26 protein-coding genes are annotated in these 24,928 nt (G+C 68.6%); 18 read left to right on the forward strand and 8 right to left on the reverse strand.

Features of this window, described 5'->3' with window-relative positions:
- Window positions 1–106: 106 nt before the first annotated feature.
- From ACFQ9K_RS00180 to rdgB, 4 genes are all read left to right on the forward strand, one after another.
- On the forward strand, window positions 107–799 hold the full coding sequence (locus ACFQ9K_RS00180) for a rhomboid family intramembrane serine protease (RefSeq protein WP_378720444.1): 693 nt from the start codon (window positions 107–109) through the stop codon (window positions 797–799).
- Between the two features lie 69 nt (window positions 800–868).
- Window positions 869–1,633, forward strand: coding sequence for a cyclic nucleotide-degrading phosphodiesterase (locus tag ACFQ9K_RS00185; protein WP_378720432.1), 765 nt, complete (start codon window positions 869–871; stop codon window positions 1,631–1,633).
- 42 nt (window positions 1,634–1,675) lie between these two features.
- Window positions 1,676–2,446 (forward strand): ribonuclease PH, encoded by a 771-nt coding sequence (gene rph / locus ACFQ9K_RS00190; protein WP_150403632.1) that lies wholly within the window; start codon window positions 1,676–1,678, stop codon window positions 2,444–2,446.
- A gap of 2 nt (window positions 2,447–2,448) precedes the next feature.
- Window positions 2,449–3,060, forward strand: coding sequence for an RdgB/HAM1 family non-canonical purine NTP pyrophosphatase (gene rdgB / locus ACFQ9K_RS00195; protein ID WP_378720433.1), 612 nt, complete (start codon window positions 2,449–2,451; stop codon window positions 3,058–3,060).
- Between the two features lie 75 nt (window positions 3,061–3,135).
- On the opposite strand, the gene ACFQ9K_RS00200 is transcribed toward rdgB, so the two are convergent.
- The 4 genes from ACFQ9K_RS00200 to ACFQ9K_RS00215 form a co-directional block, all read right to left on the reverse strand.
- A complete protein-coding gene (locus ACFQ9K_RS00200) occupies window positions 3,136–3,474 on the reverse strand; it encodes a DUF3817 domain-containing protein (RefSeq protein WP_378720445.1) in 339 nt (112 codons plus the stop codon).
- Window positions 3,475–3,527: 53 nt separating this feature from the next.
- Window positions 3,528–3,983, reverse strand: a complete 456-nt coding sequence (locus ACFQ9K_RS00205) for a transcriptional regulator (RefSeq protein WP_378720434.1) — start codon at window positions 3,981–3,983, stop codon at window positions 3,528–3,530.
- A gap of 98 nt (window positions 3,984–4,081) precedes the next feature.
- Window positions 4,082–4,957: an oxidoreductase gene (locus ACFQ9K_RS00210; protein ID WP_378720435.1), complete on the reverse strand. Its 876-nt coding sequence runs from the start codon at window positions 4,955–4,957 to the stop codon at window positions 4,082–4,084.
- A 200-nt stretch (window positions 4,958–5,157) separates the two neighbouring features.
- Window positions 5,158–6,564 carry a lipase family protein gene (locus ACFQ9K_RS00215; RefSeq protein ID WP_378720437.1) on the reverse strand — a complete coding sequence of 469 codons (1,407 nt, stop codon included), beginning with the start codon at window positions 6,562–6,564 and terminating at the stop codon, window positions 5,158–5,160.
- Window positions 6,565–6,760: 196 nt separating this feature from the next.
- On the opposite strand from ACFQ9K_RS00215, the gene ACFQ9K_RS00220 reads away from it, so the two are divergent.
- Entirely contained in the window at window positions 6,761–7,405 is a 645-nt protein-coding gene (locus tag ACFQ9K_RS00220; RefSeq protein ID WP_378720438.1) for a TetR/AcrR family transcriptional regulator, read from the forward strand.
- Here ACFQ9K_RS00220 and ACFQ9K_RS00225 read toward each other — a convergent pair.
- Window positions 7,390–8,025, reverse strand: a complete 636-nt coding sequence (locus ACFQ9K_RS00225) for a TetR family transcriptional regulator (protein ID WP_378720439.1) — start codon at window positions 8,023–8,025, stop codon at window positions 7,390–7,392. The genes ACFQ9K_RS00220 and ACFQ9K_RS00225 overlap by 16 nt on opposite strands.
- Window positions 8,026–8,127: 102 nt before the next feature.
- Between ACFQ9K_RS00225 and ACFQ9K_RS00230 the strand changes: the two genes are divergently transcribed.
- The 8 genes from ACFQ9K_RS00230 (at window position 8,128) to ACFQ9K_RS00265 (ending at window position 17,063) form a co-directional block, all read left to right on the forward strand.
- Entirely contained in the window at window positions 8,128–8,406 is a 279-nt protein-coding gene (locus tag ACFQ9K_RS00230) for a hypothetical protein (protein WP_378982619.1), read from the forward strand.
- 74 nt (window positions 8,407–8,480) lie between these two features.
- Entirely contained in the window at window positions 8,481–9,416 is a 936-nt protein-coding gene (locus ACFQ9K_RS00235) for a sigma-70 family RNA polymerase sigma factor (RefSeq protein WP_378718674.1), read from the forward strand.
- Window positions 9,417–9,471: 55 nt separating this feature from the next.
- A complete protein-coding gene (locus ACFQ9K_RS00240; protein WP_378718675.1) occupies window positions 9,472–11,505 on the forward strand; it encodes a DHA2 family efflux MFS transporter permease subunit in 2,034 nt (677 codons plus the stop codon).
- Window positions 11,506–11,588: 83 nt separating this feature from the next.
- Window positions 11,589–12,248 carry a PadR family transcriptional regulator gene (locus ACFQ9K_RS00245; protein WP_378718677.1) on the forward strand — a complete coding sequence of 220 codons (660 nt, stop codon included), beginning with the start codon at window positions 11,589–11,591 and terminating at the stop codon, window positions 12,246–12,248.
- Window positions 12,249–12,431: 183 nt separating this feature from the next.
- Complete coding sequence (locus ACFQ9K_RS00250) at window positions 12,432–13,637, forward strand: FAD-dependent oxidoreductase (RefSeq protein ID WP_378718679.1); 1,206 nt, start codon at window positions 12,432–12,434, stop codon at window positions 13,635–13,637.
- A 73-nt stretch (window positions 13,638–13,710) separates the two neighbouring features.
- Complete coding sequence (locus tag ACFQ9K_RS00255; RefSeq protein ID WP_378718680.1) at window positions 13,711–14,478, forward strand: ABC transporter ATP-binding protein; 768 nt, start codon at window positions 13,711–13,713, stop codon at window positions 14,476–14,478.
- Entirely contained in the window at window positions 14,463–16,028 is a 1,566-nt protein-coding gene (locus ACFQ9K_RS00260; protein ID WP_378718681.1) for a hypothetical protein, read from the forward strand. The genes ACFQ9K_RS00255 and ACFQ9K_RS00260 overlap by 16 nt, the downstream gene beginning before the upstream one ends.
- 111 nt (window positions 16,029–16,139) lie before the next feature.
- On the forward strand, window positions 16,140–17,063 hold the full coding sequence (locus ACFQ9K_RS00265) for a LysR family transcriptional regulator (RefSeq protein ID WP_378718683.1): 924 nt from the start codon (window positions 16,140–16,142) through the stop codon (window positions 17,061–17,063).
- A gap of 91 nt (window positions 17,064–17,154) precedes the next feature.
- On the opposite strand, the gene ACFQ9K_RS00270 is transcribed toward ACFQ9K_RS00265, so the two are convergent.
- On the reverse strand, window positions 17,155–17,946 hold the full coding sequence (locus ACFQ9K_RS00270) for a helix-turn-helix domain-containing protein (RefSeq protein WP_378718685.1): 792 nt from the start codon (window positions 17,944–17,946) through the stop codon (window positions 17,155–17,157).
- A 129-nt stretch (window positions 17,947–18,075) separates the two neighbouring features.
- On the opposite strand from ACFQ9K_RS00270, the gene ACFQ9K_RS00275 reads away from it, so the two are divergent.
- Both ACFQ9K_RS00275 and ACFQ9K_RS00280 read left to right on the forward strand, forming a co-directional pair.
- Window positions 18,076–18,522 carry a hypothetical protein gene (locus tag ACFQ9K_RS00275; protein WP_378718686.1) on the forward strand — a complete coding sequence of 149 codons (447 nt, stop codon included), beginning with the start codon at window positions 18,076–18,078 and terminating at the stop codon, window positions 18,520–18,522.
- On the forward strand, window positions 18,519–19,538 hold the full coding sequence (locus ACFQ9K_RS00280) for an NAD(P)-dependent alcohol dehydrogenase (RefSeq protein ID WP_378718687.1): 1,020 nt from the start codon (window positions 18,519–18,521) through the stop codon (window positions 19,536–19,538). Before ACFQ9K_RS00275 ends, ACFQ9K_RS00280 begins: the two co-directional genes overlap by 4 nt.
- Here ACFQ9K_RS00280 and ACFQ9K_RS00285 read toward each other — a convergent pair whose 3' ends face one another.
- On the reverse strand, window positions 19,539–20,264 hold the full coding sequence (locus ACFQ9K_RS00285) for an HNH endonuclease family protein (RefSeq protein WP_378718688.1): 726 nt from the start codon (window positions 20,262–20,264) through the stop codon (window positions 19,539–19,541). It lies immediately after the preceding gene.
- A gap of 670 nt (window positions 20,265–20,934) precedes the next feature.
- On the opposite strand from ACFQ9K_RS00285, the gene ACFQ9K_RS00290 reads away from it, so the two are divergent.
- On the forward strand, window positions 20,935–21,810 hold the full coding sequence (locus ACFQ9K_RS00290) for a haloalkane dehalogenase (protein WP_378718689.1): 876 nt from the start codon (window positions 20,935–20,937) through the stop codon (window positions 21,808–21,810).
- 21 nt (window positions 21,811–21,831) lie between these two features.
- Here ACFQ9K_RS00290 and ACFQ9K_RS00295 read toward each other — a convergent pair whose 3' ends face one another.
- A complete protein-coding gene (locus tag ACFQ9K_RS00295) occupies window positions 21,832–22,764 on the reverse strand; it encodes a TetR/AcrR family transcriptional regulator C-terminal domain-containing protein (protein WP_378718691.1) in 933 nt (310 codons plus the stop codon).
- A gap of 117 nt (window positions 22,765–22,881) precedes the next feature.
- On the opposite strand from ACFQ9K_RS00295, the gene ACFQ9K_RS00300 reads away from it, so the two are divergent.
- Both ACFQ9K_RS00300 and ACFQ9K_RS00305 read left to right on the forward strand, forming a co-directional pair.
- Complete coding sequence (locus ACFQ9K_RS00300) at window positions 22,882–24,021, forward strand: FAD-dependent monooxygenase (protein ID WP_378718694.1); 1,140 nt, start codon at window positions 22,882–22,884, stop codon at window positions 24,019–24,021.
- A 45-nt stretch (window positions 24,022–24,066) separates the two neighbouring features.
- Entirely contained in the window at window positions 24,067–24,924 is an 858-nt protein-coding gene (locus ACFQ9K_RS00305; protein ID WP_378718696.1) for an RNA polymerase sigma factor, read from the forward strand.
- Window positions 24,925–24,928: the final 4 nt, after the last annotated feature.

Raw genomic sequence — 24,928 nt, forward strand, 5'->3', positions numbered from 1 at the left:
TCGACATAGCGGGATCACGGCTCGCACCTGAGTCGTCCGCCCGCTCGACGAGGAGGCTGCGGTGACCGGCGGTTCGGGAATCGGTTCGTCATTCGACCCCGACCGGATCGCGGCGATCCGGGCCCAGTTGGGGAATTCGGGCGCGTCGGCGCCGCGCACCGCGGCGGGTGCCCCGGTGCGGCCGAACAATTTCGCCGTCGTCCGGCAGTTGTGGTTGCGCGCGGGCGTGCTCATCGCGGGCTTCGTGGTGTTGCTCTACGGCATCGAGGGCGTCGACACCCTCGATGACAACCAACTCGACAACGCGGGCATCCATCCCCGATCCGCCGACGGACTCTGGGGCATCCTGTTCGCCCCGCTCCTGCATCACGGCTGGCCGCACCTGATCGGCAACACCGTTCCGGTCCTGGTCCTCGGCTTCCTCGCCCTGCTCGCGGGCATCGGGCGCGGTCTGGCCGCCACCGCGATCATCTGGATCGTGGCCGGCGTCGGCACCTGGCTGACCGGTGGTTCCGGCAGCGTGCACCTCGGCGCGTCGGTCCTGGTTTTCGGCTGGCTGACCTTCCTGATCTCGCGCGGCTGGTTCGCCCGCAATCTCGGTCAGATCATCCTAGGACTCGTGGTGCTGGCCCTGTACGGCTCTGTATTGTGGGGTGTATTACCCGGCCAAGCTGGAATCTCTTGGCAGGGCCATCTTTTCGGGGCGGTGGGTGGACTGCTCGCCGGCTGGGTACTCTCTGGTGATGCACGCCGAAATCGTCGCGGGGATCAGGCCGGAATCATTGCGTCGGCACGGTGATTCTGGGGCTCGGAACGAAATGTGGGGGATCGGTTCTTGAGTGAGAATTCGTCGTGGGAGCATGGGGGAATGCGCCTCACCGTCCTCGGGTGCTCGGGCAGCGTGTCCGGCCCGGATTCCCCAGCGTCGGGCTATCTGCTGACCGGGCCGGATATGACGCCCGTGGTGATCGATTTCGGCCCCGGCGTGCTCGGCGCGCTGCAGCGCTACGCCGATCCCGGTGAGGTGGACATCTTCCTCACCCATCTGCATGCCGATCACTGCCTGGATCTGCCGGGCCTGCTGGTCTGGCGGCGCTACCACCCGACCCCGCCGGTCGGCCGGGCCATCGTGCGCGGCCCGTCGGACAGCGCGCTGCGCATCGGCAATGCCTCGGCCGAGGTCGGCGGCGAATGCGACGACTGGTCCGACGTGATCGATCACCGGCCGTGGGCGGAGGGCGAGGAGATCGAATTCGGGCCCGGCCACACCGTGTCCGCGCGCCGGATGTTCCACCCCCCGGAGTCCTACGGCCTGCGCATCGTCACCGCCGCCGGGCGCACCTTCGTCTATACCGGTGACACCGCGATGTGCGACTCGGTCAACGAACTCGCGCAGGGCGCCGACATCCTGATGGCCGAGGCGTCCTGGACCCACGATCCGGCGAATCGGCCGCCCGGCATTCACCTTTCGGGCACCGAGGCCGGCCAGATCGCGGCGCGGGCGGGCGTGCGGGAACTGCTGCTCACCCACATCCCGCCGTGGACCTCGCGCGAGGACGTCATCGCCGAGGCCAAGGCGCAGTTCTCCGGGCCGGTCCACGCCGTGGCACCGGGGGAGACCTTCGATCTCTGACCGGGTCCCCGCCCGGACGGTTCGTGTGACTAGGCTGTGCGCGTGTCTAGACGAGCCGATGGCAGGGCGGACGACGAACTCCGCGAGGTAAAGATCACCCGTGGATTCACCACGCATCCAGCCGGTTCGGTGCTGGTCGAATTCGGTCAGACGCGGGTGATGTGCACCGCGAGCGTGACCGAGGGCGTGCCGCCGTGGCGGCGTGACTCCGGATTGGGCTGGGTCACCGCCGAATACGCCATGCTGCCCGCGGCCACGCACACCCGCAGCGGGCGCGAGTCGGTGAAGGGCAAGGTCGGCGGCCGCACCCAGGAGATCAGCCGGCTGATCGGCCGCTCGCTGCGCGCCTGCATCGACCTGGCCGCCATCGGCGAGAACACCATCGCGATCGACTGCGACGTCCTGCAGGCCGACGGCGGCACCCGGACCGCCGCCATCACCGGCGCCTACGTCGCGCTGGTCGACGCGATCACCTACCTGGCCGCCAAGGGCGTGCTGGCCGACCCGCAGCCGATCTCCTGCGCCATCGCCGCGGTGAGCGTCGGCGTCGTCGACGGCCGGGTCCGCCTCGACCTGCCGTACGAGGAGGACTCGCGCGCCGAGGTCGACATGAACGTGGTCGCCACCGACACCGGCACCCTGGTCGAGATCCAGGGCACCGGCGAGGGCGCCACCTTCCCGCGCTCCACCCTGGACAAGATGCTCGACTCCGCGGTCGTCGGCTGCGAGCAGATCTTCGCCATCCAGAAGGAAGCGCTGGCGCTGCCCTACCCCGGCGTGCTGCCGGAGCCGTCCGAGTCGAAGAAGAAGTAGCCATGGCCCGTCGTGTGCTGGTGGCCAGCCGCAATGCCAAGAAGCTGAACGAACTGCGCCGCATCCTCGCCGACGCGGGCATCGCGGGGATCGAGATCGTCGGGCTGGACGATGTGCCCGCCTACGACGAGGCGCCGGAGACCGGCGCGACGTTCGAGGAGAACGCGCTGGCCAAGGCCCGCGACGGCGCGGTCGCCACCGGATTGGCCTGTGTCGCGGACGATTCCGGGATCGAGGTGGACGCGCTCAACGGCATGCCCGGCGTGCTCTCCGCCCGCTGGTCGGGACGGCACGGCGACGACGCGGCGAACAACGCCCTGCTGCTGGCCCAGCTCGGCGACGTGCCGGACGAGCGGCGCGGGGCTCGGTTCGTCTCGACCTGTGCGCTGGTGGTGCCCGACGGCGCGGAGATCGTGGTGCGCGGCGAATGGCCGGGCGTCGTCGGCCGGAAACCCCTGGGCGACGGCGGCTTCGGCTACGACCCGCTGTTCATCCCCGAGGGTGGCGACACCTCCGCCGCCCAGCTGACCCCCGCCCAGAAGGACGCCGTCTCCCACCGCGGCCGCGCCCTCACCCAGCTGCTCCCCGCGCTCGCCGAGCTAGCGGAGAGCTGAGCCGCACGCCTTTTGGCTTCCCGCACCGGAATTCGCATGCGATTCTCGGTGCGGGAAAGCAGAAGTGGTGCGGGGCTAGACGCCGAAGTCCTGCTTGACCTGCTTCGCGTTCACGTGCTCGACGAAGAACGACAGCAGCGGGATGGTGCCCGCGAGCAGCGTGCCGACGGTGCGCAGCACCGGCCAGCGCACCTTCACCGCGAGATCGGCGGTGACCAGCAGGTAGACGAAGTACACCCACCCGTGCACGACCGCGATCCAGCTCGGCGTGTGCACGTGGAAGCCGTACTTGGCGATCATCTCGCCGGTGAGCAGCAGCAGCCACAGGCCGGTGATCCAGGCCAGCGTGCGGTAACGCAGCAGCGCCGACTTGATCTTGGCGGTGTTCGCCCCGCCGATCGGCTTCGGCGCCAGGGCGCTCTCGGTGGCCGGCGCCGCGGTGCTCTCGGTGGAATTCTCGCTGGCGGTCAACCGGCGCTCCTCTCGGTGTCGCGGGCATGCAGGCCCGCCTCGCGGACCTGATCATCGATGTCTTGGGCGTGCAGCGCGGCCAGATACCGGTTGTACTCGGCGAGCACCGGGTCCTCGTCGCGCACCGCCTTCGGCCGCTCCGGCAGCAGGCCGGCCGGGATCTCGCGCGGCGCAACGGCTTTCGGCGTGGGCCTGGGCTGGTCGGCGCCGGGGTGCTCGCTCTCCTCCTCGGCCTCGCGTTCCAGCCGGACGAACCGGAAGTAGGCGAACACCGCGAACGCCGCGAACAACGGCCATTGCAGCGCGTACCCCAGATTCTGGCCGGTGCCGCTGGTCGATTCGAACCGCTGCCACTGCCACCAGGCCAGACCCAGGCAACCGAGCGCAGCGACGATCACCAGCACGATGAGGGCCGGGCGATTGTGTGCCGAGCGGCGGGGTGAAGCGGACACGGCTACCACGGTACCCGTCTACTACACGGTCCGTAGGAGCAGGTCGACGGTCGGAACGCGCAACGACCCGCCTGCGGTCAGCGGGCGGGTCGTCGGGCTCAGAACTTGTAGGTGACGCCGGTCAGCCGCTCGGATTCCTCCCACAGGCGCTTCCACAGCTCCTTGTTCTTCGACAACCGGCTCGACGGGGACGCCTCCACCGGGCCCTGGGTCTGGAAGAACCGACGCGGACCCCAGTAGACCTCGGGATCGGCGTCCGGCACGGTCGCGGCGAACAGCGAGGAGTGCGCGGCCTTCTTCGGCGGATGGCCGATGATCGCCACGAACGGCTTGATGATCCGGTCGATCGGGGTCTCGGTCCGGGCGAACAGATCGGTGGCCGAGACACCGGGGTGCACCGCGTAAGACCGCTTGCTCGAACCGGATTCGGCCAGCCTGCGCTGCAGTTCCCTGGCGAACATCAGGTTCGACAGCTTGGCCTGCGCGTAGGCGAGGTTGCGCTGGTAGCGACGGTGCTCGTAGTTGAGATCGTCCACCCACAGCTTCGGCGTCTGCTTGTGCGCGATGCTGGCCAGCGTCACCACCCGATCGCGGATGCGGTCGAGCAGCAGGCCGGTGAGTGCGTAGTGGGCCAGATGGTCGACACCCCACTGGGTCTCGAAGCCATCCTTGGTCCGGGAGAACGGGACGTTCATCAGGCCCGCGTTGTTGATCAGCACGTCGAACTCGGCCTGCTCGTCGGCGAACTTGCGCACCGAGGCCAGGTCGGACAGGTCCAGCTCGGCCACCCGGACGTCGCCGGTGATGCCGTCCGCGACCGCCTGGGCCTTGGCCGCGTTACGGCAGGCCATGACGACGGTCGCGCCCTTGGCCGCGAGGACCTCGGTGGTCACGGCGCCCAACCCGCCGTTCGCGCCGGTGATCACGAAGGTGCGTCCGGTCTGATCCGGGATTTCAGAAGGTTTCCACGCCATGAATCAACCTTACTCTGGAGTAAGTTCTGGGGGAAGGGGTTCCCCGCGATCTGTCGACAAGTGTCTCAGACGGAAGTCGTGGCTGTCCCTCGGTCGAGCGCACAGCCGGGAGAGATCACAGTCGTATGCGATAACAACAGCGCGTCGGGCGGGCCGCCAGGCGCTCGCTACAGATCACAGTTCTCCCACCCGAAGTTCACTCAGCGTCCGCTGCCGATTGGTTGCTGAAACGCGGCGGCGAGCGTGGTGCCGACCGTCTCGCCCCACACCTGCCAGGTCGCCGGGTCGAGCATCATCGAGCCGACATCGGTGGTCGTGACGCCGGGCGCCACGGGTTTGCCGGCGAACCGATCCGCGAGCCACCGCAGCGCGCGGGGTGCGCCGATCGGGTCGAGGGTCAGGTGCTCGCTGAAGTGATCGCGGACGTACTCCACCCGCGCGTTCGGGTCCTGCGCGTAGTAGGCGACGAGCTCGTTCACCGGGCCGACCGGAATCAGCCAGTCCGGGTTCGCCTGGAACATGAACATCGGCATGTCCGGCACCGCCTTGCCCATCTTGGTCTTGTCCAGCACCGAGGCCACCGTCGGATCGGTGAACGGATTCTTCGCCAGCATGCCGACGTTGTCGGCGAACGGGAAGAAGATCGACTGATAGCTCGCGCAGAGCTGATCCTTGGCCGCCATCATCAGCTTGCCGAGGCCGTTCATGTTGGTGTCCAGGAAGTTTCGCAGCTCCGGGTATTCGCGCGAGACGCCGAGCGCGCCGGCGAAGATCAGCCCGGCGGAGAGATTGCCGTTGGCCATCTTCAGCGCGGCCGACAGATCGGCGGGGATGCCGCCCTCGGCGGCGCCGACGACGTTCAGTTCCGGCGCGTAGCTCTGCCGCAGTTCGGCGGCATGGCCGGTGGCGATGGCGCCGCCGGAGTAGCCCATCATCCCCACCCGAGTGTTGTTGCCGGACAACTGCATCGGTTCGAAGTGCGCCGCCGCGCGGATGCCGTCCAGGGTGATCCGTCCGGCCAAAGGTCCTGCGGCATAAGCGGAATCAGGACCCTGATGATCGGGCACGACCACCGCCCAGCCCTGCGCCAGCGCCGCCTGCACCTCCAGGAACTGCGCGGCGACCAGGACCGAGCCGGTCAATGTCGCCGGTATGGAACCCATTTGGAGTTGATAGGACGGCATGCAGTAGTTGCCGGTGGAGTCCTCGGCGATCTGATAGGAGAACAGCGGCCGATCCGCGACGTAACCGCGCGGCTTCAGCACGGTCGCCACGGCGGCGATCGGCTCGCCCCTGGTGTTGGTCGACCGGTAGGACAGCTGCCAGGAATCGACGTTGACCGGGATCAGCGACAGGTTCGCCACATTCACCTGCCGGGCCGCGATGAGTTGTCCCGGTTCGAGATTCGCGTAGGTCTCCGGCGCCGGGCGGTAGAACGCCGGGTCGAAACCGGGCGGCATGGGCGGAATCGGGAACGGCAGCGCTGGCTGCACCGGGGGAGTGTCCGGCGAGGCGCCGGCCTGCCCGGCGAGGGCGAGCGGCAGCCCGATCGCCAGTGCGGCGAGGGCGACGAGCAGCTTCGATGCGTGCTTGTGCGGAGTGACCACAGATCAACCTCTTTGTTGCCCGGACGCACATGTGAGCCCAGTTGGTTTCAGACTTCGTCGAGTATGCAACGCCATGACGCGGATCACAAATGCCGGGCGGTGCGACCTGCCTCGCGGTCTGTTGCCGAGGGTTCGCGCCGGGCGGAAACATGCCTGGTCACCAGGGTTGCCGCGGCGGCTCGGATACGGTGGACCGGTGACCATTGTGGGCAGGCAATACGGCGGGCGCGCCGTCACGGAGCGTAAGGCCGAACGCCGCGAGCGCTTCCTCGACGCCGCGACCCGGATCTTCGCCGAACGCGGCTACGCCAACTGCTCGCTCGCCGACGTCTGTGCCGCCGCGTCGCTGTCCAAGCGGCAGTTCTACGAGGAGTTCCAGACCAGGGAGGACGTGCTGGTCGCCGCCTACGACCGGATCCAGGACGACGCGGCGGGCGTGCTGGTCGCGGCGCTGGCCGAACTCGATCCGCACGTCGACATGACCGCGGCGATGACCGCCATGGTCTCGGCCTACCTCGGCTCGATCGGCTCCGACCCGTATCGGGCCAAGGTCGCCTTCGTCGAGGTGGTCGGCGTCAGCGACCGGATGGAGCGGCACCGCCGGGAGCGGCGGCACGCGTGGGCCGCGCTGCTGGACACCAGCCTGGTGCCGACGGTGGCGCCCGGCGCTCGGATCCGCGGCGGAAGTGCCTGGGGCGCAAGCGCGCTCATCGGTGCGATCAACGGACTCGCGCACGAGTGGGTGCTGGCCGATCCGCGCCCGTCGGTCGGCGAGCTGGTGGAATTGCTGGTGCCGATCGCGCTGTCGCTGCTGGAGGTTCCCGATCAGCGCACGGCGTAGTCGTTCAGCGAAGGAGCCAGCGCGTCGAACGCCGTGCCGATGTATTCGATGATGGCCGTGGCGATTTCGTCGTTCGGCTGACCGTCGAGGGTGCGGCGCATGGTCTCGTCGAACAGCACCCGATGCACCCCGCCCATCTGTGCCGCCGCCACGCGAGGCGTGATATCCGTTGCCGCCGAGCCGGTTTCGCCGGCCAGCGTCTCGGCGAGCGCCTGCTCGCGCTCGTCGTGAAATTCCCGTAGCCGCGCGACCAGCGCCGGACTCTCATGGATCAGCTTGGCGAACTCCGGCCCGGAGAAGCCGACCACGGGGTCCTGCTCGGCCGCCGCCGTCAGATAGGCCGCCCGCAGCGCCGCCAGGGCGGACTGGCCCGGCTCGCGCTCGCGGACGACCCGCGCGAGCTGATCCACGAACACGTCGTGCAGATCGAGCGCCAGGTCCTCCTTGCGCGGGAAGTAGTTGGTCACCGTCATCTTGGCGACCTGCGCGGCGGCCGCGACGTCGGCGATCGTCACCTTGTCGAAGCCGTGCTCGAGGAACAGCACGGTCGCGTGATGGGAGATGTTCTCCCTGGTCTGCGCCTTTTTCCGGTCCCGAAGGCCCAACGTCTCTGTGCTCATGCGTCCACCATATCTGATACCGACCAAAATTTATGCTTGACATATTTTTAGGTCTGTTCTAATTTTGTCCTCGTCATCGAGAGCGAAGGAGCGCCACCGCGTATGAACCACGGACTTGTCGAAGCGACCCCGGCCCGCACCATCTCCACCACCGACCGAAAGGGACCAGCCGCCATGGCCGACAAGACCACCGCGCAGACCACCATCGACGCAGTGCTGAACCGCTTCGCCCCGCCTGCGCCCGAGCGAAAGAAGCAGCGCAGCAACGGATTCCCGGGCACGCCTCGGCTCGACCGCACGAGTGCGGGACGGTCCCGCGGCCGGGCCGCCGCCTTCCGTGCGGCGCCGCGGCGCCCGCTGCGCATCCCCGGCCGCGGCTGATCGTCGAGTGCCCGATCCGCCGGGCGTCGGCCACCGGCCGGCGCCCGGTTCGCTCCCTTCGGAAGGACTCACCCGTGACCCAGCTCTGCACCGCCCGCGTCGCCGGCACCGTCAGCGACGACCCGGTCCGCGACTACCTGCGGCTCATCGCCCGCACCCCGCTGCTCACCGCCACCCAGGAGGTCGAGCTGGCCGAGCGCATCGAGGCGGGCGTGCTCGCGGCCGAGGAACTCGCCACGGCCGCGCCCGCGGATCAGCGTGCGCTGCGTCGCCGAATCGCCGACGGCCGGCGCGCCAAGGACCACATGATCGAGGCGAACCTGCGCCTGGTCGTCTCGATCGCCAAGCGCTACCCGACACCGGTCGGCATCTCGCTGCTCGACCTCGTGCAGGAGGGCACCCTCGGCATGATCCGCGCGGTGGAGAAGTTCGATCACCACCGCGGCCTGAAGTTCTCCACCTACGCGACCTGGTGGATCAAGCAGGGCATCAGCCGCGCCCTGGCCGACCAGGGCCGCACCATCCGCATCCCGGTGCACGTCGTCGAGGTGCTGAACCGGGTGACCCGCACCCGCCGGGCGCTCACCCAGCGACTCGGCCGCGACGTCTCCGTCGCCGAACTGGCCGCCGAACTCGACCTGACTCCGGACAAGGTGCGTGAGGTGCTCGACCATGCGCGCGAACCGATTTCGCTGCACACCCCGGTCGGCGCCGACGACACCGCCGAGTTCGGCGAGCTCCTCGCCGACACCGCACCCGACCCGGCCGAGACGGCCCTCGCGACGCTGACCAGACGCCGGCTCGCCGAAGTCCTTGCCGGGCTGAGCGACCGCGAGGCCCGGGTGATCGCGCTGCGCTTCGGCCTCGACGGCGGCGATCCGAAGACGCTCGACGAGGTCGGCAAGGCCTACGGATTCTCCCGCGAACGCGCGCGCCAGATCGAGGCCAAGGGCATGGCCAGGCTACGTCGACCCGGATCCGTGAAAGCGCTGGAAGGCTTGCTCGGCTGAGTCGCTGCCGTGTCGCTGGACAGACAGCCCGGCGGAACAAGACCATACTGTTTCAATGACCGGTGCAGTCGCTGTCGCCGAGAAAGCCCCCGAGCCGATGAGCCGGGCGAAGATCAACCTTGTGTTCGCCACCATTGTGCTGGGCATGCTGCTGGCGGCGCTCGATCAGACGATCGTGTCCACCGCGCTGCCGACGATCGTCGCGGATCTGGGCGAGGCCGGGCACATGGCCTGGGTGGTCACCGCGTATCTGCTCGCCGAGGCGGTGGCGACCGCGCTGGCCGGCAAGCTCGGCGACCTGTTCGGCCGCAAGCTGATCTTCCAGCTCAGCGCGCTGATCTTCATCGTCGGTTCGATGATCGCCGGTCTGGCGAACGGGATGACGCTGCTGATCATCGCCCGCGGCATCCAGGGTTTCGGCGGCGGCGGGCTGATGGTCACCGCGATGGCGCTCATCGCCGACACCATCCCGCTGCGCCAGCGCGGCAAGTATCAGGGCGCGCTCGGCGCGGTCTTCGGCGTCACCACGGTGATCGGGCCGACCCTCGGCGGCCTGTTCACCGACCACGCGAGCTGGCGCTGGTGCTTCTACGTCAACGTGCCGGTCGCGATCGTCATGATCGTCATGTCCGCCCGCACCATTCCGCGGGTGCGCGCGGCGATCAAGCCGATCATCGACTACGCGGGCATCGGCCTGGTCGCCGTCGCGGTGTCCACGCTCATCCTCGGGTTGGAGTGGGGCGGGCAGGAATACGCGTGGGGTTCGTCGATGATCCTCGGGCTGTTCGCCGCGTCGGCGGTGCTGTTCGCGGCCTTCGTGGTGGTCGAACTGCGGGCCGAGGAACCGATGCTGCCGATGGGGTTGTTCCGCAGCAGAGTGTTCACGGTCTGCTCCATCCTCAGCTTCATCTGCGGCTTCGCCATGCTCGGATCGATCACCTACCTGCCCGCGTATCTGCAATACGTGGACGGGGTTTCGGCGACCATGTCCGGCGTGCGCTCGCTGCCGCTGGTGGCCGGGCTGCTGGTCACCTCGATCCTGTCCGGCCAGGTGGTCGGCAAGACCGGCCACTACCGGTACTTCCCGATCGTCGGCACGCTGGTGATGGCGCTCGGGCTGTATCTGATGTCGACCATGGGCCGCGACACCGGTTTCTGGGAAGAGTCGCTGTACATGCTGGTGCTCGGCCTGGGCATCGGCCTGACCATGCAGGTGCTCACCATCGTCGTGCAGAACACCGTGCCGTACGCGCAACTCGGCACCGCGACCTCCGGTGTCACGTTCTTCCGCACGCTCGGAAGTACTTTCGGCACAGCTATTTTCGGCACCCTCTACAGCAACGAGATCGGTCCGAATCTGCGCGAGGCGCTGGTCCGGGTGAAGGTGGTGCCGCCGGAGGTAGCGGCGAATCCGCAAGCGCTGCAAAAGGTTCCGGAAGAGGTGGCGGCGCCGATCATCGATGCCTACGCCAACACGATCGACCACGTCTTCGTCTGGGTGGTCCCGGTCGCGCTGGTCGGTTTCGTGGTCGCCTGGTTCCTCAAAGAGGTGCCGCTGCGCGACAGCGCCCGGACCAGCGCGGGTGATGTGGGCGAAGGCTTTTCGGTGCCGGATTCCGCGGACCGGGTGGTGCAGCTGGAACGCGCCATCGCGGCAACCCTGCGCAAGGAACACGACGAGGGGCCGATCGGCCCGCGCATCCTCGCCGACGCGGGCAGCACCTTGAGCCGCGGCGAGGCCTGGGCGCTCGGTCAGGTCTACCTGCGCGACCGCGTCCAGGGTGGCGCCACCCTCGACTCCGTCGCCCGGGCGCACAAGCTGCCCGACGACGTTCTCGCGCCGATCTACCGCCGGGTCGAGGACAAGGGCTACCTCGTCGACGACGGCCACGAGCTGCGCTTGACCGATCAGGGCCAGGCCGAGCTGGACCGGGTCAAGGCCGCGTGGCGGCGCTGGCTCGACCGCAGGCTCGACGACTGGAACAACGACGACCCCGCCGATCGCGCGCTGTTCGACCAGGCCCTGGACAACCTCGCCGCCAAGCTGCTCGAGCAGGAGGCCGGCGAGCACGAACCCGCCCGCGCCTGATCCCATCCGCACCCACCCCGGATCACACCCTTGCGGCGCAAATACTCGTACACGTATATTCGTGGACGAGTAAGGAGGTGCGGATGGCCACGAAGCGCAAGGTGAACAACCTGCTCGCCCTGGCGGTGCTCTCGGTGATGATCGATCGGCCCAAGCACCGCTACGAGATCGCGCAGACGCTGCGCGAACGCGGCAAAGACCAGGACATGGCGATCAAGTGGGGCTCGCTCTACACGGTGGTGCAGAACCTGGAGAAGGTCGGCTATCTGGAGATCCTCGGCAGCGAGCGCGACGGCGCGCGGCCGGAACGGGTGATCTACCGGCTGACCGACGCCGGTCGCGCCGAACTCGTCGACTGGACCAGGGAATTGGTCGCCGTGCCGGAGCCGGAACAGTACCGTTTCGTCGCGGGCCTGTCCGTGCTCTCGGTGCTGCCGCCCGACGAAGTCATCGAACTGCTCGGCCGGCGCATCGACGCGCTCGGCCACACCATCGACGGTGTGCGCGCCGAACTCGACAAGGTCGCCGGCATGAAGCTGCCCCGGCTGTTCATCATCGAATCCGAATTCGGGCTGGCGATGCTGGAAGCCGAAGCGGCCTGGGCCCGTTCGCTGCGCGACGAGCTCGTCGACGGCACCTTCCCCGAGGTGGAGTGGTGGCGGCGGATACACGCCGAAAACCGTCCACCAGCCGAGGTCGTCGCGGCCGTGGAAGAGAGGATGGCCCAACCGGAATCGTCCTGATAACGAGACCGGGCTCGGCGGGGTGCGGCAACACCGCCGCCGAGCCCGATTGAACAGTCTCGAACCGCGCCCGCATGCGCGCACCCGGCTACAAGGCTGGCAACCACAGGATAACTGGGTGCGTGGTGCACGGGTCGGTTCGGGGATTCGAAGAACCCGAAACACCAATTCCTGGAGACACCCATGTCACAAGTCAGAACCGCACTGGTCATCGGCGGCGGCATCGCCGGACCCGTCGCCGCCACCGCACTGCTGAAGGCAGGCATCGACGCCCGCGTCTACGAGGCCTACCCCGGCTCGTCCTACAACATCGGCAGCGGGCTCGCGCTCGCCCCGAACGGCATTGCCGCCCTGGACATCATCGGCGCGGGCGACCCGGTCCGGGATATCGCCGAGCCGATCGCCAAGATGGGCCTGTCCATCGGCGGCAAGGACATGTTCATGCGCGGACTGGCTGGCCTGCCGCCGCTGCAGATGGTCGATCGCGGCGAGCTGCACCAGACCCTGCACGACCACGCGGTCGCCGCCGGTGTGCCGTTCGAATACAACAAGCGCCTGGTCGATGTGGTCGAGTCGGATTCGGGCATCACCGCCCGGTTCACCGACGGCAGCACCGCCACCGCCGACGTGCTGATCGGCGCCGACGGCATCCGGTCCACGGTGCGCGGCCTGATCGACCCGGACGCGCCGGGCCCGGAGTACCTCGGCATGCTCGGCTTCGGCGCGATCATCGACTACGACGGCCACGTCGAGCCGGAATCCATGACCTTCGCGTTCGGGAAGAAGGCCTACTACCTGTACGGGTCGACCGGTGACGGCCGGGTGATGTGGGGCGCCAACCTGCCGCACAAGGAGTACCTGTCGCTCACCGCGGCCCGCGCGATCCCGAAGGCGCACTGGCTCGGCATCCTGCGCGAGACCTATGCCGACGACACGCCCGGCGGTGAATTCGCTCGGCGCACCACCGAGGAACAGCTGGAAGTGTCCGGCGCGCTGCACATCATGCCGTCCGTGCCGCACTGGTTCCGCGGCCGGATGGCGCTGATCGGGGACGCGGTGCACGCGCCGTCCAACAGCTCCGGGCAGGGCGCCTCGCTGGCCATCGAGAGCGCCATCCAGGTGGCCCGCTGCCTGCGCGATCTGCCGACGCCGGAGGCCGCCTTCGCCACCTATGAGCAGCTGCGCAGGCCACGGGTGGAGGCCGTCGCGGCGCGCGCCGCCAAGGCCAACCACAGCAAGACCCTCGGGCCGGTCGGGCGCAAGCTGATGCAGTTGATGGCGCCGATGTTCGTCAAGCTGATGAACCCGGAGAAGAGCATGGGAACCGAGCAGCGCTACCGGATCGACTGGGACGCCCCCGTGCAGAAAGAACTCGCGGTAGCTGCCTGATTCGCTCGAACCGCGCGGGCTGATGGTCCGTACCCTTTGGAGAAACATCGATCCGAAAGGACTCCGGGGGAACATGCGACCAGACCATCAGCCCGCACTGCACCTGACCGGCCTGTGTAAACGCTTCGGCGGACCATGGGTCGTCGACAACGTGAGCCTGGCGGTACCGCCGGGCTCCTTTTTCGGCCTGGTCGGCCCGAACGGGGCGGGCAAGACGACCACCCTGTCGATGGCCTGTGGACTGCTACGACCGGACGCCGGCCGCGCCGAGATCTTCGGCGCCGACGTGTGGGCCGACCCCATCCGGGCGAAGACCCTGGTCGGCGTGCTGCCGGACGGTCTTGCCCTGCCGGAGCGGCTCACCGGCCGCGAATTGCTCACCTACACCGGCCTTTTGCGCGGCATGCCGGAGGCCACCGTCGCCGAGCGCGCCGACGAACTGCTCGGCGTCTTCGAATTGACCGGCGCGGAAAAGACTTTGGTGGTCGACTACTCCGCGGGCATGCGCAAGAAGATCGGCCTGGCGACCGCGCTGCTGCACGCGCCGAAACTGCTGGTGCTCGACGAGCCGTTCGAGGCGGTGGATCCGGTGTCCGGCAGCACGATCCGGGTCATCCTGCAACGCTTCGTCGCGGCCGGCGGCTCGGTGGTGCTGTCCAGTCACGTGATGGCGCTGGTGCAGAGCATGTGCGACCGGGTCGCGGTGATCACCGGCGGGCGCGTGGTCGCGGCGGGCACGGTGGACGAGGTGCGCGGCGAGACCACCCTGGAGGAGGCGTTCGTCCGGCTGGTCGGCGGCCGCGTCGGCGGAGAGGACGGATTGTCGTGGCTGGCATCCTGATCCGCATGCGGCTGCTGCTGACCCGGCGCGCGCTGAGCAACGGGTGGCAGGGTTTCAGCTTCGTGATCGGTGTCCTGTTCGGCGCCGTGTTCGCGGTCATCACCGCGGCACTGATCGGGTTCGCCGTGCGCGATGGTGACGTCGCTAACGGAATCACCATCGCCGCAACCATTTTCGGGATCTGGACGCTCGGCTGGATGTGCGGCCCGGTGCTGATCGGCAGCAGCGACGAGACGATTCAGCCGGAGCATCTGCGCCTGTTGCCGATCAGCAGCAGGCAGCTGGCCGGCGGGTTGCTCGCCGCGGCGTTCGCCGGGCCCGCGCCGGTGATCAACCTGGTCGCCTTCGGCGGTTTGATCCTTCTTGCGGCCCAATTGGGTTGGGCGGCAACGCTGGTCGCGGTGATCGGGATCGTGTTGCAGCTGGTGTTCGTGGTGCTGCTGTCCCGGGTGGTGCTCGCCTGGATCGGCGCGGCCATGCGGTCGCGGCGGGGCCGGGACATCGGCGTGTTGCTGGCCGGGCTGCTCGGCGTCGCCTACTACCCGATGAGCTGGCTGATGTCGCACGTGAGCGCGCTGCGCGACCTCCCGCCCTGGGCGTCCGCGGGGGTGCGCTGGATTCCGTCCGGCTGGGCGCCGGTCGCGGTAGAGGGTGCGGCACAGGGGAATTGGCTGCTCGCGCTGCTGCCGCTGGCCGGGTTGGTGGTGGTCTCGCTCGGGCTGTGGCAGGCCTGGGCGGTGCTGCTGGCCCGGCGGCTGGCCGCGCCGATGAACTCCGTGGCCGGTGGCACCGGCGGCGGCGTGCTCGGCCGGGTCCGTCAGCGCGGGCCGGTCGGCGCCGTGTTGATCAAGGAACTGCGCACCTGGTCGCGGGACAGTCGCCGCCGCGCCGCGCTGCTGCCGGTGCTGGTGGTCGGCATCCTGATGCCGGTCTTCCCGGCGTTCCAGGGTGGCGGCACCGGCGGTGTGCCGTTCGCCGGGGTCACCTCGGTCTCGTTCGCCGCGCTCGCCGGGGCCAACCTGTACGGCTACGACGGCACCGCCGTCTGGCAGGCCCTGGTCACCCCCGGCGCGGTGCGCGCGGACGTGCGCGGCCGCCTGCTGGCGCTGGGGATCGTGCTCGGGCTGCCCACGCTGCTGCTCGCGCTGATCCTGCCGGGTGCGTTCGGCCACGCGGACCAGTACCCCTGGGTGCTCGCGCTGTATTTCGCCGCGCTCGGCGTCGGCGTCGGCGCGGCCATGTTCATCTCCACGCACGCGCCGTATCCGGTTCCGCAGCGCACCGGGAATCCATTCTCCGGTTCGGGCAACCCCGGCTGCGCGAAGGTGCTGCTCCAGTTCGTCGTGCTCTTCGGCCAGCTGTTCGCGGTGCTTCCGGTGCTGGCCGTCCTGCTGATCGGCCACTTCACCGAACTGAAGGCAGTCGAATGGCTCGCCGTCCCGATCGGCATCGCCACCGGCGTCGCCGCCGCGATCATCGCCGCCCACGTCGCCGAAAAACGCCTCACCACCCACGGCCCCGAACTCCTCGACGCGGTGCGCCCCCGCTGACCGGCCCCCGCACCACTCTTGATTTCCCGCACCTGGAATCGCATGCGATTTTCGGTGCGGGAAATCAGAAGTGGTGCGGCGGTTGTATCGGCGGGGCAATAGACTAGGTGGGTGAGCGATAGGGATTCCGATGGCAGTTTGGATCTGAATCAGTTGCGCACGTTCCTGGCCGTGCATCGGGCGGGGTCGATTACCGGCGGGGCGCGGCTGATCGGGTTGTCGCAGCCGACGGTGACCGCGCAGTTGCAGGCGTTGGAGAAGCGGCTCGGGCAGCGGTTGTTCGAGCGGCTGCCGCGCGGGGTGACGCCGACCGCGGCCGCCGCGGAGCTGGCCGCGCGGATCGCCGAACCGTTGGACGCGTTGAGTGCGGTCGCCGGGCGGTCGATCACGGATGCGGACGAACCGCAGCCGCCGGTCCGGTTGGCCGGCCCCGCGGAACTGCTTGCGGTACAGGCGCTTCCGGCGCTCGCACCGCTGATCGTGCACGGCGTGCGGCTGACCGTGAGTTCCGGGCTCTCGGAGGATCTGCTGACCGGGCTGCGTGCGGGGCACTACGACCTGGTGGTGTCGACCGTGCGTCCGCGCGGCCGGACCGTGGTCGCGGAGGCGCTGTCCGACGAGGAGTTCGTGCTGGTCGCCGCGCCCGCCGTGGCAGGCCGGATCGATACCGCGCGGCTGCGCACCGAAGGCCCGGTCGCGCTGGCCACGGTGCCGCTCGTCAGCTACGCACCCGACCTGCCGATTCTGCGCCGGTACTGGCGGCACGTCTTCGGGATCCGGTTGACCGGTGAAGCGGCCGTCATCGTCGCCGACCTGCGTGCGGTCGCCGGCGCGGTCGTCGCGGGTGCGGGCATCAGCGTGCTACCGCGCTATCTCTGTGCGCCCCAACTGGATTCGGGTGCTTTGGTCACCCTGCTCGACCCACCGGACCCGCCGATCAACACCGGATTCCTGGTCCGCCGCGCGGGCACCGACACCCGCCCCCACGTAGACCTGGTCCACACCCGCCTCCGCAGCGCCGCGCGAACCTGGTAGCCGCACCAGGTCTGATTTCCCGCACCGAGAATCGCATGCGAATTTCGGTGCGGGAAATCAGGAGTGGTGCGTCGGTTGCCGATGCGGTCGGTCAGTCGCGTGCCGCGCGCTTGCGCAGGATCTCCGCGGTCTGCGCGTCGGCGGGGAGGAACGCCTCGAGGTGCAGTTCGGCGAGGGTGATGTCGGTGGCGGTGGCGAACGAGGTGAGGGTGGTGATCAGTCGTAGTTCGCCGTCGTCGCTGCGCAGCCGCAGGGGTACCGCGAAGCCGAGGTGGTCCGGTCCGGGATCCGCTTGCGGGAGATAGCCTTCCAGTTCGGTGATCAGGTCGGCCAGCGCCGGGTCGGGGCTGCGCGACATCCGACCGCGCAGGGCCTCGGTCACGTGCTTGCCCCACTCGGGCAGGTTCACCACCCGGCGCGCCAGCCCCTCCGGATGCAGCGCGAGGCGCAAGACATTGATCGGCGGTTTCAACAGCTCGGGGGCGGCGCCGTCGGTCAGTACCGGGAACGCCGCGTTGGCGGCGAGCAGCACTCCGCGCGGTTTCACCACGATCGCCGGATAGGGCAGGTGGCCGTCGAGAATCGTCGTCAACGCCTCCCGCACCGGCCCCAATTCCGGTGCGTCCACATCGGATTCGGGGAAGGCGGGCGCGTAGCCCGCGGCGAGCAGCAGATCGTTGCGCTCCCGCAGCGACAGCTCCAGCGACTCCGCCAGCCGCACCACCATCGTGCGACCCGGTCGCGACCGCCCCTGTTCCAGGAAACTCAGATGTCGCTGCGTGGTGTCCGCCCGGATGGCCAGATCCAGCTGACTGACCCGACGCAGGGTCCGCCAGTGCTTGAGCTCACGGGCGAACCCAGGTGCCGCTATCGCCGTTGTCATGTGCACATTCTTATCTGACCTGCGGAGCAGCGCTATTCCGTGCAGGGTATGAGCACGCAGGTGGGGCGCGATTCGGCTATTCCCTGCCGGGAATCGCGCGGAATCGCCGCGATCGCAAAACTCTGGGTCATGAGCAAGCAACTGAACGACAACGAACTGGCCCGCTTCGCCGAGCAGTACGCGGCGCAGTGGAACGAGTCCGACCCGGCGGCACGCGGCAAGGCGATCCGCGAACTGTGGGCGCCGACCGGTGCGCAGACCCTGGTCGACCCGCCGGTCGAGCTGCGCGAAGCGGCGGAACGGCTGCAATTCCCGATGCCGCCGTTGGAGGTCCGCGGCCATGATGCGCTGGACCGCAGGGTGACCCGGGCCTACGAGATGTTCATCGAGTCGGGCGAATACGAATTCGCGGTCGAGTCGGCGCCGGTCCGGTTGCCCGCCGGGCTGATCGGCGTGAGCTGGACGATGGTGGCCAGGGCCGACGGCACGGTGGCCGGCGGCGGCTTCGACGTCATCGGCCTCGACGACGAGGGCCGGATCCTGTCCGATCACCAGTTCATCGTGGGTGTCCGATGAACGGCGTTGCCTACCATCTGGATCCGCTGCGCGGCCTCGACGGACTCGGCGCCGCCGCGCAGGAGATTCCCCGGCCCGGCCCGGATCAGGTCGTGATCCGGGTGCGCGCGGCCTCGATCAATCGCCGCGACCTGATGCTGATGGACGGCGTCTACCCGCTGCCCGCGACACCGAGGATCGTCCCGCTCTCCGATGGCGTCGGCGAGGTGATCGCGGTCGGCGCGAACGTGACCAGGGCCGCGCTCGGCGATCGGATCACCGCCAGTTACTTCGTCCGGTGGGTCGACGGCCCGCAGCGGCTGGCCATGGCGGCCGAGCAGTACGGCGCCAATGTCGACGGCATGCTCGCCACTTACGCGGTGGTCGAGCAGGATTCGGTGGTGCACGTGCCCGCGCATCTGACCGACGTGGAGGCGGCGACGCTGACCTGCGCGGGAGTCGTTGCGTGGGCGGCACTCACGAAGCCGGTGCCGGTCGCGCCCGGCGAGACGGTGCTGACCGTCGGTAGCGGAGCGGTCGCCCTGTTCGCCGTGCAGCACGCGAAAATGCTGGGCGCGCGCGTCTTTTCCGTCACCTCCAGCCCGGGCAAGGCCGACGGGTTGCGCAAGCTCGGGGCGGACGAGGTGATCGTCTCGACCGAGACACCTGACTGGGATCAGGCGGTGCAGGACCTGACCGGTGGCCTCGGCGTCGAGCACGTGGTCGACGCGGTCGGCCTGCCGACCCTGTCGAAATCCGTTCGCTCCGGCGGATATAACACGCAGGTCACCATGATCGGAGCGGCAAGGACGCCGCTGGTCGAGTCGGTCGGCGACGTGTTCGGCACGCAGTATGTGTCGATCCGCCGGATCGCCGTCGGCAGCCGCACCGACTTCGAGGCGATGAACCGGACGATCACCGAGCACCGGATGCGGCCGCTCATCGATCGGGTGTTCCCGCTCGATCAGGCGGTGGACGCGTACCGCTACTTCCGCGACGGCAACCCGTTCGGCAAGGTCGTCGTGACCATGGCCTGACTAGGGGCAGCCGCTGAGTTCCCGCGTCATGGCGTCCTTCTCGGCCTGGGTCACCCAGAGCTGGTAGGCCGCTTTGACCTGGATCTGCCTGGTCAGGTAGGCGCACCAGTAGCCCTTGTTCGGCGGCAACCAGGTGGCGGCGTCGGAGTCGCTCTTGGACTGGTTGGTCGGACCGTCCACGGCCTGCAGGTTCAGCGGATCGTTGGCCAGGTCCTGGCGCCGCTCGGCGGAAAGCTGTTGCGCGCCTTTCTGCCAGGCGTCCGACAACGGGATGATGTGGTCGATCTGCACATCGTCGGAGGTCTTCGGGCCGCGGACGAACTTGATCGTCTTGCCGGTGTACGGATCGTTGAGCGTGCCGGTGGCGACGACGCAGCGGCTGTTGTCCTTGAACGTGACCTCGGTCATGTCGCGTTGCAGGATGTCGTTGCGGGTGTCGCACTTGTTGTGGCCGCCGGGAACCGACACGTCATCGGTCCAGGCGGTACCGAATTGCTCACGGGTGTAACCGGTTTTGGCCGCGCGCCCGGCGACCCGGATGGTGTCGAGCAGGGTGAGTGCGTCGTGGCTGGGCATGCTGGCCGGTGCGTTGGCGCAGACCTGCGCGGTGCCGCAGCCCGCGTTCGCCCTGGGAGATTCGACTCGGTTCACGTAGTAGTAGGACACTCCGATGAATGTCGCGATGGCCAGCCCGATCAGAGCGAGCCGCTGAACTGTGAACTTCATCGAGCTTCCTAACGCCAACCACCCTGAACTATATCGGGCGCCAACGTATCCGGAGGCCGAGGTCGCGGAAGTGATTGCGGGGTATGACGTTCCGCACAGCCAAGGGGGCTTGATATGAAACCACCCTCGAGTCGCCGTGCCGGCGCCGACTCGAGGGTGGCAGATCACGAAGGAGATCGTCCGTCGCGCGGTGGTGCGGCTGGTTGTCCAGTCCGTTACCGCACCCGCCGACACCGCAGGGCCGATGAGGGAGGACCCGAGATGTCGCGCCGCGCCGGGCGTACTCGTTCGTGATGACTAGGGGCAGATCGGGATTCGATCGGTGCCGGCCGAGAGTGCTACCCGCGACTGGGAATTCGCCTCTCGCTGCTGCACCGCTTCGCTCCGTCCCGAATCCTGCTCGTTGCTACGTATTGAGACAGTAGATAACCGGCGTTGATCTTGGCAAGTAGATATGCCTGATTCGGGAGTATTCTCAGGTTCATTTCAGGCTGGTAGTTATATCTACTGGATTCTTACGGATGTGCCGGTCGGTTGCGGGATTTGTGTAGTGCGCGCACGGGCGGCCAGGGAGGTGGCGAGGGTCACTTCTCCGCGCGGTCACAGTGCGGTGATATCCCGTGTCCAAACCGGGTGAAGGCAAGCAAGCCGGACCTCGGAAGGATAGATCATGGCCACCGTCGACGTCCTCGACTCGTTCATCTACTACCGCGAAGCGGGCACCGGCGCGGTGCCGGTGGTGTTTCTGCACGGCAACCCCACCTCCTCGTACCTGTGGCGCAACGTGATTCCGCACGTCACCGGTCAAACCCGGGCGTTGGCACCCGATCTCATCGGCATGGGGGAGTCCGGCAAGCCGGACGGCGACTACCGGTTCGTCGATCACGCCCGCTACCTCGACGCCTGGTTCGACGCGCTGGAGCTGGACCGGGTGGTGATCGTCGGCCACGACTGGGGCGGCGCGCTCGGGCTGGACTGGGCCGCACGCCATCCGGGCCGGGTGCGCGGCATCGCGCTGATCGAGACGTTCCTGCGGCCGCTGCGTTGGACCGAACTGCCGCCGCTCGGCGCCGAGCTGTTCCGCAAGTTCCGCAGCGCGGAGGGGGAGCGAATGGTGCTGGAGGAGAATATGTTCATCGAGTTCAACCTGCCCAAGGGCGTGGCGAAGCTGTCGCCCGCGGATCACGACGTGTACCGCGCGCCGTACCCGACGCCGGAGTCGCGCAAGCCGATGCTGGTGTGGCCGCGCGAGTTCCCACTCGACGGCGAACCCGCGGATGTGGTCGCGATCGTGGACAACTACGGGCAGTGGGCCGCCCGATCCCCGGAGGTCCCGAAGCTGGTGATGGGCCTGGAGAACGGCGTCGGCCTCGGCTCCCCGGAGGCGATAGATTGGGCTGCAACGACTTTCGCGAGTGCCGAAGTCGTGTCGATCGGTCCGGCCGGGCATCATGCGCCCGAGGACCGGCCGGACGAGATCGGTGCCGCGGTGGCCGACTGGGCGCGCCGGCACGCGCTGGTCGACGCAGCGGCCGCGATCTCCTGACGGGCGGCGAGCGGGACCGGGCTACTCCGGTCTCGCACCCGGCGCGATGAAGGCGGCGAACCCGTCCAGCAGCCGGTGCAGGCCGAAATCGAAGAGCTTGTCGATGTCGAACTGGAAGTCGTTGCGCTCGTTCAGGCTTGCCAGCGTGGGATAGTGGCCACTGGTCAGGAACTGCGCGTACTCCGGCTCGAGTACGTCCCACGGTTCCATCGGGGTACCCGCCCGCCGGATCCCGGCCTCCAGCTCGAGGTTCACCGCGATCCCGCGCACGTAGCTGTACAGCGAGACGTGCGCGTACATCATGGCGTCTGGATCGAGGCCGAGCTCGTCGAACGCGCGCACGGCCCATTCGGTGTGCGCCAGCAACTTCGGCGCCGGCTTCGGCTGATTCACCCAGAGCGCGGCGACCACCCAGGGATGCCGGTGGTACATCGCCCATTGCAGGCGGGCCAGCACTTCCAGGCGCGCCCGCCAACCCGCGGGCGGCGGGTCGGGCAGTTCGGCCTCGCCGAAGGCTTCGTCCGCCATCAGCAGCACCAGCCGATCCTTGCCGCCCACATGGCGATACAGCGACATCGTCGGCACGCCGAGTTCGGCGGCGACCCGGCGCATCGACAGCGCGGGCAGGCCTTCCGCGTCGGCGATCGCCATGCCCGCGCGCACGATCGACGCCGCGGTCAGTTCGGTGTCGGGCTCGCGCGCGGGAGCGCCCTGTGAGCTGTCCACCACGGTGCCGACGCCCGGCACCGCCTTCACCGCGCCCGCCTGGCGCAGCACGGCCAGCACCTTCGTCGCGGTGGCGATGGCGACGCCCCACTCCTTGGTGATCTGCCGGGCGGAGGGCACGCGATCACCGGCCCGCAGCTCGCCCGAGCTGATCCGTTCCTGGATCTCCGCGGCGATGCGCAGGTAGGGCGGAGTGGGGTCCCCCGAGTCGGCTGTACTAGTACGCATATGGCCGATGTTAGTCAGTCATCCCGGATTATCTGCACTAGTACGGTCTGTACGACGTACGCATCGTCATGTACGTTGTACCTCGACAGCTCGAATGTGCAGAGAAGTGGGAACGCCATGAAGAACACGAACATCCTGATTTCCGGCGCCGGAGTCGCGGGCCCGGCGCTGGCGTACTGGCTGCGCCGACACGGTTTCACCCCGACCGTCGTCGAGCGGGCGGCAACACCGCGCCCCGGCGGCTACGCGGTCGACTTCCGCGGCGAGGCCATGACGGTGCTCGACCGGATGGGCATCCTCGACGAGATTCGCAAGTACAGCACCATGATTCGCGACAGCGAGGTGGTCGACCCCGACGGCCGCCACGTGGTGACCATGCCCGCGGCGATCTTCGCCGGTGAGCTGGAAGTGCTGAAGAGCGATCTCACCGATGTTCTCTACGCGCTGACGAAGGACACGACCGAGTACCTCTTCGACAACTCGATCACCGCCCTCGACGAGGACGCCGACGGCGTTCTGGTCAGCTTCGAACGCGGCGAGCCGTGTCGGTTCGACCTGGTGGTCGGCGCGGACGGGCTGTACTCGAAGGTTCGCGCACTGGCCTTCGGCGACCACGCGAACTACATCCACCACCTCGGCGTCTACAACGCGATCTTCTCCACCGACAACTTCCTCGACCTCGACTACGCGGGCCGGGGCTGCCAGCTGGCCAGCGGCCGGACCGCGAATGTGTTCAGCACCAGGGACAACGCCGAGGCCCGCGCGTCGCTCTATTTCGGCTCGGACCCGTTCGACTACGACCGAGGCGACGTCGCGGAGCAGAAGCGGATCATTGCGGAACACTTCGCCGGAGACGGCTGGGTGATCCCGCGCCTGCTGGACGACCTAGCGGCATCGTCAGACCTGTACTTCACCCCGATCAGCCAGGTCAAGATGGACGCGTGGTCGGCAGGCCGGGTGGTGCTGCTCGGCGACGCCTGCGCGTGCGCCTCGCCGCTGTCCGGCCGCGGGACCTCCCAGGCGCTGATCGGGGCATACCTCCTGGCGGGTGAATTGGCCACCGCCGCAGGCAATCACGACGCCGCGTTCGCCGCCTACGAAAACCAGCTGCGCGACTACGTGAAAACCAATCAGGAAGGCGCCGTCGAAGTGGTCGGCATGCTGTTCGCCGAGCCGCCCCCGCAGGAGGTGTTCGATGCCATGGCCGCCAACCCGCCGGAGGCCGACCCGGAGTTCCTCACCCTGAAGGACTACTGACGATTCGGCTTGCGTCGGACCGGCTACCGGCCGAAGGATGGCTGGATGAGCACGGAGGCACACAGCGGTGAACGGGGCGCGGAGCGGGTGCTGGTCGGGCGTGCTGTTGCGGGCGATCGGGAGGCGATCGCCGATGTGGTGCGGCTGCTGCAAGATCCGCTGTATCGGCTGGCTTTGAGGATGGTGTGGCGACCGGCGGAGGCCGAGGACGCGACCCAGGAGATCCTGCTTCGCGTTCTCGGCAACCTCGCCAGCTGGCGCGCCGAGGCGAAGCTGCTGACCTGGGCCTACCGCATCGGCGTCAACTATCTGCTGAACCTGAAGCGCCAGACGCCGCAGGAGGCGGCCGAGCTGAGCCTGGACGCCTATCGCGACGGCCTGGCCGACGGGCTCGCCGAGGACGACTACCGCGGCCCGGAGGCGGCCCTGCTCACCGCCGAGGTCCGGCTGAACTGCTCGCAGGCCATGCTGCAATGCCTGACCCGCGACGAGCGAGTCGCCTTCGTGCTCGGCGACGTCTTCGAGCTCACCTCCACCGACGCCGCCTGGATCCTCGGCATCACCCCCGCCGCCTACCGAAAGCGCCTGGAGCGAGCCAAGAAACGCCTCGGCGACTTCCTCACCGCCACCTGCGGCCTAGCCAATCCTGAGGCCTTCTGCCGCTGCGCGCGCCGCGTGGAGCAGGCCGTGGCCCTTGGCCGCGTCGACGCCCGCAAACCTGGCTTCGCCCGTCACCAGGTCACCTCCGGTGGCCGCACCGCCGAGCAGGCCGAACAGCAGATGATCCGCCTGCACGACGCGGCCGCCGTCCTGCGCGCCCACCCGGATTACGCTGCGCCGCAAGCGAAGATGGACGCCATCGCGGGCCTACTGCACTCCGGTCGGTTCCCGCTGCTCGACTGAACCC

The organism is Nocardia sp. NPDC056564 (genome assembly GCF_042793755.1).
Taxonomy (GTDB): Bacteria; Actinomycetota; Actinomycetes; order Mycobacteriales; family Mycobacteriaceae; genus Nocardia.

Excerpts from the sequence above, each read along its gene's own strand:
- ACFQ9K_RS00185 (WP_378720432.1), top strand. The coding sequence starts at position 869 with ATGCGCCTCACCGTCCTCGGGTGCTCGGGCAGCGTGTCCGGCCCGGAT.
- rdgB (WP_378720433.1), top strand. The coding sequence starts at position 2,449 with ATGGCCCGTCGTGTGCTGGTGGCCAGCCGCAATGCCAAGAAGCTGAAC.
- ACFQ9K_RS00210 (WP_378720435.1), bottom strand. The coding sequence starts at position 4,957 with ATGGCGTGGAAACCTTCTGAAATCCCGGATCAGACCGGACGCACCTTC.
- ACFQ9K_RS00225 (WP_378720439.1), bottom strand. The coding sequence starts at position 8,025 with ATGAGCACAGAGACGTTGGGCCTTCGGGACCGGAAAAAGGCGCAGACC.
- ACFQ9K_RS00230 (WP_378982619.1), top strand. The coding sequence starts at position 8,128 with ATGAACCACGGACTTGTCGAAGCGACCCCGGCCCGCACCATCTCCACC.
- ACFQ9K_RS00240 (WP_378718675.1), top strand. The coding sequence starts at position 9,472 with ATGACCGGTGCAGTCGCTGTCGCCGAGAAAGCCCCCGAGCCGATGAGC.
- ACFQ9K_RS00245 (WP_378718677.1), top strand. The coding sequence starts at position 11,589 with ATGGCCACGAAGCGCAAGGTGAACAACCTGCTCGCCCTGGCGGTGCTC.
- ACFQ9K_RS00250 (WP_378718679.1), top strand. The coding sequence starts at position 12,432 with ATGTCACAAGTCAGAACCGCACTGGTCATCGGCGGCGGCATCGCCGGA.
- ACFQ9K_RS00255 (WP_378718680.1), top strand. The coding sequence starts at position 13,711 with ATGCGACCAGACCATCAGCCCGCACTGCACCTGACCGGCCTGTGTAAA.
- ACFQ9K_RS00270 (WP_378718685.1), bottom strand. The coding sequence starts at position 17,946 with ATGACAACGGCGATAGCGGCACCTGGGTTCGCCCGTGAGCTCAAGCAC.
- ACFQ9K_RS00275 (WP_378718686.1), top strand. The coding sequence starts at position 18,076 with ATGAGCAAGCAACTGAACGACAACGAACTGGCCCGCTTCGCCGAGCAG.
- ACFQ9K_RS00280 (WP_378718687.1), top strand. The coding sequence starts at position 18,519 with ATGAACGGCGTTGCCTACCATCTGGATCCGCTGCGCGGCCTCGACGGA.
- ACFQ9K_RS00285 (WP_378718688.1), bottom strand. The coding sequence starts at position 20,264 with ATGAAGTTCACAGTTCAGCGGCTCGCTCTGATCGGGCTGGCCATCGCG.
- ACFQ9K_RS00290 (WP_378718689.1), top strand. The coding sequence starts at position 20,935 with ATGGCCACCGTCGACGTCCTCGACTCGTTCATCTACTACCGCGAAGCG.
- ACFQ9K_RS00295 (WP_378718691.1), bottom strand. The coding sequence starts at position 22,764 with ATGCGTACTAGTACAGCCGACTCGGGGGACCCCACTCCGCCCTACCTG.
- ACFQ9K_RS00300 (WP_378718694.1), top strand. The coding sequence starts at position 22,882 with ATGAAGAACACGAACATCCTGATTTCCGGCGCCGGAGTCGCGGGCCCG.
- ACFQ9K_RS00305 (WP_378718696.1), top strand. The coding sequence starts at position 24,067 with ATGAGCACGGAGGCACACAGCGGTGAACGGGGCGCGGAGCGGGTGCTG.